Source organism: Methylobacterium sp., from assembly GCF_028290105.1.
Taxonomy (GTDB): domain Bacteria; phylum Pseudomonadota; class Alphaproteobacteria; order Rhizobiales; family Beijerinckiaceae; genus Methylobacterium.
Genome location: NZ_JAQGKL010000066.1, coordinates 1 through 6361, shown reverse-complemented (window position 1 = coordinate 6361; position 6361 = coordinate 1). Strand labels below are relative to the sequence as shown.

Below are 6361 nucleotides of genomic sequence, written 5' to 3'. Positions count from 1 at the left end.
TGATACCGGAGATAGAACACGCGCGGGAAGCCCGTGGCGGTGTAGCGCTCCTCGGACCAGAAGCCATCGGCCCCTTGGGTGCGCGTGAGATAATTGATGCCGCGCACGACCGCGGGGTCGTCCGCCTCGCCGGCCGCCATCAGCGCGAGGAGCGCCCAGGCCGTCTGCGAGGCCGTGGAATAGCCGGGCTCGAAGGCCGGATCGATCTTGTAGGACGAGGCGTCCTCGCCCCAGCCGCCATCCGGGTTCTGGATCCGGATCAGCCATGCCACCGACCTGCGAATCTCCGGGGAGGCCGGATCGACGCCCGCCGCGTTCAGGGCGCAGAGCACCGACCAGGTGCCGTAGATGAAGTTCATGCCCCAGCGCCCGTACCAGGAGCCGTCTTCCTCCTGGTCGTTGAGCAGGTAGACGACGCCGCGATCGAGGGCCTTCGAGCTCTGGCGGGTTTCGCCGAGCTGGGAGAGCATCGACACCACGCGCGCCGTCACGTCTGCGGTCGGCGGGTCGAGGAGCGCGCCGTGATCCGAGAACGGGATGTGATTCAGATAGTGATGGTTGTTGTCGGCGTCGAACGCCGCCCAGCCGCCATCGCTGGATTGCAGGCCCTCGACCCATTCCCGTGCCCGTGCGATGGAGTTGGCGTAATCCGGCACGTCGGCGACGAGGCCGTGCTGGCGGGTGGCGCGGTCCATCGCCATCACCACCACGGCGGTGTCGTCGAGGTCGGGGAAATGCGGGTTGGCGTACTGGAACGCCCAGCCGCCGGGGCGCACGTTCGGCCGGCCCGCCGCCCAGTCGCCCTTGATGTCGAGCACCTGCAAGGGCTTCAGCCAATCGAGGCCGCGCCGAGCCTGACGCTCGGCCTCCGGGCCGCCGGCTTCCAGCAGCGCGTGGCCCGCCAGCGCCGTGTCCCAGACCGGGGACAAACAGGGCTGCACGTAGGCTTCGTGCTCCTTGACGACCACGAGCTTCTCGATGGCTTCGCAGGCGATGCAGACCTGCGGATGATCGGGAGGATAACCGAGCAGATCGTACATCAGCACGGTGTTGACCATCGCGGGGAAGATGGCGCCGAGGCCATCGTCGCCGTTCAGGCGCTCACTCACCCAGGCCACGGCCTTGTCGATGCCGCGCGCGCGGCGCTTCTTCGGGAAGTAGCCCTGGGTCACCTGCAAGATGCGGTCGATCGCGCCGAAGATCGGCGTCCACGGCCAGGTCGCGTGCGGGCTGCCGGGCCAGGTGCGCACCGTCTGCGGGGGCGCCACGAACAGCTCGGGGATGCCGATGCCGCGTGGGTTCTTGGCCAGCGGCCTCTTGGCCTGGATGACCAGCATGGGCACGATCACGCAACGCGCCCAGTACGAGACCTTGTCGAGGTGGAACGGGAACCACCGCGGCAGGTGCATGATCTCCACGGGCATCACCGGCACGGCGCGCCACGGTACCTCGCCGAACAGCGCCAGCAGGAAGCGGGTGAACACGTTGGCATTGGCCGCGCCCCCGCGCGACAGGATCGCCTCGCGGGCCCGGCGCATGTGCGGCGCCTCGATGGAATCGCCGCTCATCTTGAGGGCGAAATAGGCCTTCACGCTGGCGCTCATGTCGAACGGCCCATCGTGGACCAGCGCCCAGCCGCCGTGCTTGCCCTGCGTGCGGCGCAGGTAATTCCCGATCTTGGCTTCCAGCTCGGGCGGGATGTCGGTGGCCCGGAACTGGTGGAACATGATGTATTCGGAGGGGATGGTGGCATCCGCCTCGAGTTCGAAGCACAGGTGCCCGTCCTCGTGCGCCAGCGCCGACAGCGCCTGGGTCGCACGCACGACGCCGCGCTCGACGTCCTCGAGTGAGATCTCCTGGGTCTTGGGACGCTGCAGCGTCTCGACCTTCTTGAATGCGTCCCGCATCGTCCTCGCCTCACCGGCCGCACAGGCGGCCGCCTTACCTCACGCCGCGCCGCGTGCCGGTGCCCGTGCGCACGTCCCACCCGTTCGGGCGAGTGCGTGCGCCGCCGTGGTTCCCGAACGGATCGCTCCCTCGATCGTCGAAGGCAGGCCGGTCGCGGTCCAGTCGCCTGCCAGGACGAGATTTCGATGAGCCGTCGCGGCGCCGGAGCGCCGCGCGGCCTCGGCAGGCGTTGCCGCGAAGGTCGCCCGCTTCTCCTTGACGATCTGCCAGCTTGGCAGTTCCGGCGCAAGTCCGGTCAAAGTCACGATCTCGTCCCAGATCCGACGTCCCAAATCTTCGCGCGGTACATCGAGCAGTCGATCCGCGCCGCTGATGGTGACGGACAGTCGATCCGGATAGGCGAACAGCCACTCGGTCAGTCCATTCACCACGCCGAGAAGTAACGGAGAGCCCGGCGGTGGAACCACGGCGAAATGCGCATTGACGATGGACCGGTGGCTCTGCGGCGCGGCGAGACCCGGCAGCAGGTCGCACGCGACCCACGGTGGCAGAGCGAGCACCACCGAATCGTCCGCGCCGAGGGCGATGGTCTCGTCGCTGAAGGCGAGCGTTTCGATGCGCCCGTTGCCGAAGCCCAGGCTCCGCAGGCGGTGCCCGAAGCGAAGCTCCACTCCGTGCTGTGTCAGAAAGGTCACCGCCGGATCGACGAAGGCCGCCGAAAGCCCGCCCACCGCCACCAAGGGCCGGCAGGCCCGGCCGCCGGCACCCAGGGTCTCGCGCAGGATGGTCGCGGCTAGGCCGGCGTCGCTCTCGCGTGGATCCGTGTTGAGGGCGGCCAGCAGCACGGGGTGCCAGAGCCGGTCGTAGAGCGTGCCCGCGCAGGTCATGCTCTCGCCGATGGTACCGCCCTGACCCGGCGGCTTGCCGGCAGCGGCTTTCAGGATACCGAGCGGGGCGAGGTAGTCGCGCGCCGAGGTGCCGGGCACGCGGCGCGAAGCCTGGAGCACCCACCAGGGCACCCGTCCGGCATTGGGGCGCAAGGTCCAGCGCTCGCCGGTCTTCAGGTCGGCGAAGGGGAAGGCGGCTTCGTCCGGCCCGCTCAGCGCGCTCTCCGGCGCACCGATCGTCCGCATGAAGGCGAGCGCCGAGGTGTTGCCCGACAGGAGCAGGTGGTTGCCGTTGTCGATGGTCAGGCCGAGAGTCGGATCGTAGTACGAGCGACAGCGCCCGCCGGCCTGCTTGGCGGCCTCGTGCACGATGACGCGAGTCCCCGCCTCGGCGAGCGAGACGGCGGCCGAGAGCCCCGCGAGACCGGCGCCGACGACGTGGACCGTACCTGCCATCAGACGATCCCGTGCCGCAGCGCGACGCCGATGAGCGCGAGATTGCCCGGCTTCACCCGGGCGCGCGGCTTCTGCCAGCCCCGTGCCAGAAGCGCGTCGAGGTAGAGGCGATAGGCGGCGGCCATCAGGCGTGGCGCCTTGGTCACCTTGCGCGGACAGCGCGCGATGATCTCCCAGGTCGCACGGTAATGCGCCTCGGCTTCCGCCGCGACCGCCGCGCAGACCTCGCCGATGCGCGGATGGTCGATCGCGGATTGCGGCGTGGGCCTGGTGAGGCCGATCGCCGCCAGCTTCTCGCGCGGCAGGTAGAGGCGGTTCCGCCCGGCATCCTCGTCGATGTCGCGCAGGATGTTGGTGAGTTGCAGGGCCCGGCCCTCGTGGTAGGCCAGCGCGATGCCATCGGCTTCGGCCACGCCGAAGATCCGCACGGACAGGCGCCCGACCGCACTCGCGACCCGGTCGCAATAGAGATCGAGGGTCGCCTCGTCGGGGGCGACGATGTCCTCGAAGGCATCCATCGCCATGCCGTCGATCACCGCCTGGAAGTCCTCGCGCAGGAGGCCGTAGCGCCGGATCGGCACCACCAGGTCCTGGACGCGCGCCGTCGGGCGCCCGGCATAGAGTTCGTCGATCTCGGCGCGCCAGCGGTCGAGTTCGGCGGCGCGCACCGGCGAGGGACCGCCATCATCGGCGACGTCGTCCACGGCGCGGCAGAAGGCGTAGACCGCATACATCGCTTCGCGACGCTCGGCCGGCAGCAGGCGCATCGCGGTATAGAACGACGAGGATTTCGCAGGCAGGGCCGCAACGTCGGTGGGCGCGGGCTCGGCGGTCGGGGACATGGTAGCGCTCATCGATTGCTCCCTCTGCCCGTCTTCTGGGCCTGAGCCCTGAGGATCCGCCCCCGCAAGGGGCGGCGGGCGAGCGTCGCGGCGATGCCGCCTATCGCCGTCAGCGCGAAGGCGGCCTTGCCGTGATGGACCTTCTCGCTCAACGGATCGCGCTCCATCAGGCCACGGCAGAGGACGACCGCCAGACGATGGATCGCGGCGATCTCCAGGCTGAGGCGCAGGTCCGCGATGAGGTCGGGCAGCACCGCGCCCTCGTCCAGGAGCAGCATGGTCTTCTCGGCGAGGTCCCGGATCACGCCGCGCAGGGCCGGCGAGGCCTTGTCGGCGCCGAGTTCGGAGATCGCGGCGCCATGCCGGTCCAGCGCGTCCTGCGGGATGTAGACCCGGTCGATCGCCTTGAAGTCCTTCCCGCAATCCTGGAGGTGGTTGATGATCTGCAGCGCGGCGCAGATCGCGTCGGACGGTCCCCAGACCACGTCGCGGTCCTCGCCGTGCACGTCGAGGACGTAGCGGCCGACCGGCATCGCGGAGAGCCGGCAATAGGCGATCAACTCGTTCCAGTCGGCGTAGCGGTTCTTGCGGGCATCGAGCCGGAATGCGTCGAGGAGTTCGAGGGCGTGGGTGGGGCCGAGCCCGCGCGCGGCGAGTTCCCGCCGAAGGGGCTCGGCGGCGGAATCGGAGGGGCGGTCGCCGGTCAGGTCGTCGCCCAAAGCGTCGAGAAGCGCGATCTTGCGTTCGGGCGCGAGGCCCGTGTGGTCGGCGACATCGTCACCGGCCCGCACGAAATCGTAGAAGGCCAGGATGGCGCCCCGGTGCTTGGGGTGGATCAGGTGAGAGGCGACGGGGAAGTTCTCGTCGCGGTAGCCCTTGCCGGTGCGCGCCTCGGTGGCCGTCTGGATCGTCGCGCTCATGCGAGGCGCCCTTCCTGACGGAACCAGGCGATCGCGTCGGACAAGCCTTCGCGGTAGGGCCGGGCGGTGTAACCGAGTTCCGCGCGGGCCTTGGCGTCGGAGAAGAACATGCGGTAGCGCGACATCCGGATGCCGTCGATGGTGGCGAAGGGCGCCTTGCCGGTGAAGCGCGCGATCTGCTCGGACACGAAGGCGATCGGGTAGACCACCGCGCGCGGCAGGTTCACGGTCGGAGCCTTGCGGCCGACCATGCCGGCGATGTCGGCGAGCATCTGCGACAGCAGGACGTTCTCGCCCCCCAGGATGTAGCGCTCGCCGATTCGCCCATGCCGGAGCGCAGCCAGGTGCCCGGCGGCGACGTCGTCCACGTGGGCGAGGTTGAGTCCGGTATCCACGAAGGCGGGCATCCGGCCGAGGGCCGCTTCGAGGATGATGCGCCCCGTCGGCGTCGGCTTCACGTCGCGGGGACCGATCGGGGTCGACGGATTGACGATCACCACGGGCAGGCCGTTGCGCGCCGCCATCTCCTCAACAACGCGCTCGGACACAACCTTGCTGCGCTTGTAGGCGCCGATGGCCGTGCCGGGGGTGAGGGGGCGGGTCTCGTCGGCGGGCGTGCCGTCGTCGTGCGGCTTGATGGTGGCGACGCTCGACGTATAGACGATGCGCTCGATGCCAGCGCGTAAAGCCTCTTCCATCAGGATCACGGCGCCGTCGCGGTTGGTCGCCACGATCTCCTCCGGGTCGGGAGCCCAGAGCCGGTAATCGGCGGCCGCGTGCACGAGGTAGCGTTGGCCCTGGAGCGCGCGCGCCACGGCGGCCCGGTCGCGCATGTCGCCCTCGACGATGTCGACATCGGTCCAGGTCAAGTTGGTGCGCACGGAGGTAGCGCGGACCATGATCCGCACGGGAAAGCCCGCCTTGCGGAAGACGTCGACGAGGGCCGCTCCCAGGAATCCACTCGCGCCGGTGATGAGGACCGGGCCGGCATCGAACGGGCCGGAAGAGGTCGCCTGAGGCATGTCTCTCGTAAGGTCTGAGGATCATCGACGCGACGGCGGGCCCGAAGCGAACTTCGAACCCGCGAATGGCGTGCTTTTGTCATCGAACGCGACACCGGACAAGCGCAGCGGGGCCACACACGCCAGGGTCGCGCCTCAGGCGAGGCGCAAGCGGCCCGACTGACCGGCTTTCCGTTCGGGTAGTGCGGCCTTGACGGTCGAGACGATGCCGGCGGCATCGAGGCCGGCCTCGGCGTACATGGCGTCGGGCGTGTTGTGGTCCTGGTAGGTGTCGGGCAGCGTCAGCGTGCGCACCCGGACCCGGCCCGCATCGAGGGCGCCCTTGT

Annotated in this window: 6 protein-coding genes; all 6 read right to left on the bottom strand. The window is 69.6% G+C overall.

Translation table 11 applies throughout. The annotated features are described in order from the left end of the window. Nucleotides 1-1907, bottom strand: a 1907-nt coding sequence (gene shc, locus JWQ05_RS04965; protein ID WP_299655421.1) for a squalene--hopene cyclase, incomplete at its 3' end; no start/stop codon positions are given. Nucleotides 1908-1946: 39 nt separating this feature from the next. Then, the gene (gene hpnE / locus JWQ05_RS04960; RefSeq protein WP_299655418.1) at nt 1947-3251 is read right to left on the bottom strand and encodes a hydroxysqualene dehydroxylase HpnE; all 1305 of its coding nucleotides are present in this window, start codon (nt 3249-3251) and stop codon (nt 1947-1949) included. Beyond that, a complete protein-coding gene (hpnD, locus tag JWQ05_RS04955) occupies nt 3251-4105 on the bottom strand; it encodes a presqualene diphosphate synthase HpnD (RefSeq protein WP_299655415.1) in 855 nt (284 codons plus the stop codon). The genes hpnE and hpnD overlap by 1 nt, the downstream gene beginning before the upstream one ends. Further along, nucleotides 4102-5013, bottom strand: a complete 912-nt coding sequence (gene hpnC, locus JWQ05_RS04950) for a squalene synthase HpnC (RefSeq protein WP_299655412.1) — start codon at nt 5011-5013, stop codon at nt 4102-4104. The genes hpnD and hpnC overlap by 4 nt, the downstream gene beginning before the upstream one ends. Beyond that, nucleotides 5010-6035, bottom strand: a complete 1026-nt coding sequence (hpnA, locus tag JWQ05_RS04945; RefSeq protein ID WP_299655408.1) for a hopanoid-associated sugar epimerase — start codon at nt 6033-6035, stop codon at nt 5010-5012. Before hpnA ends, hpnC begins: the two co-directional genes overlap by 4 nt. Before the next feature lie 135 nt (nt 6036-6170). After that, nucleotides 6171-6361 (bottom strand): hypothetical protein (locus JWQ05_RS04940; RefSeq protein WP_299655405.1); only part of this gene is annotated, 191 nt, incomplete at its 5' end.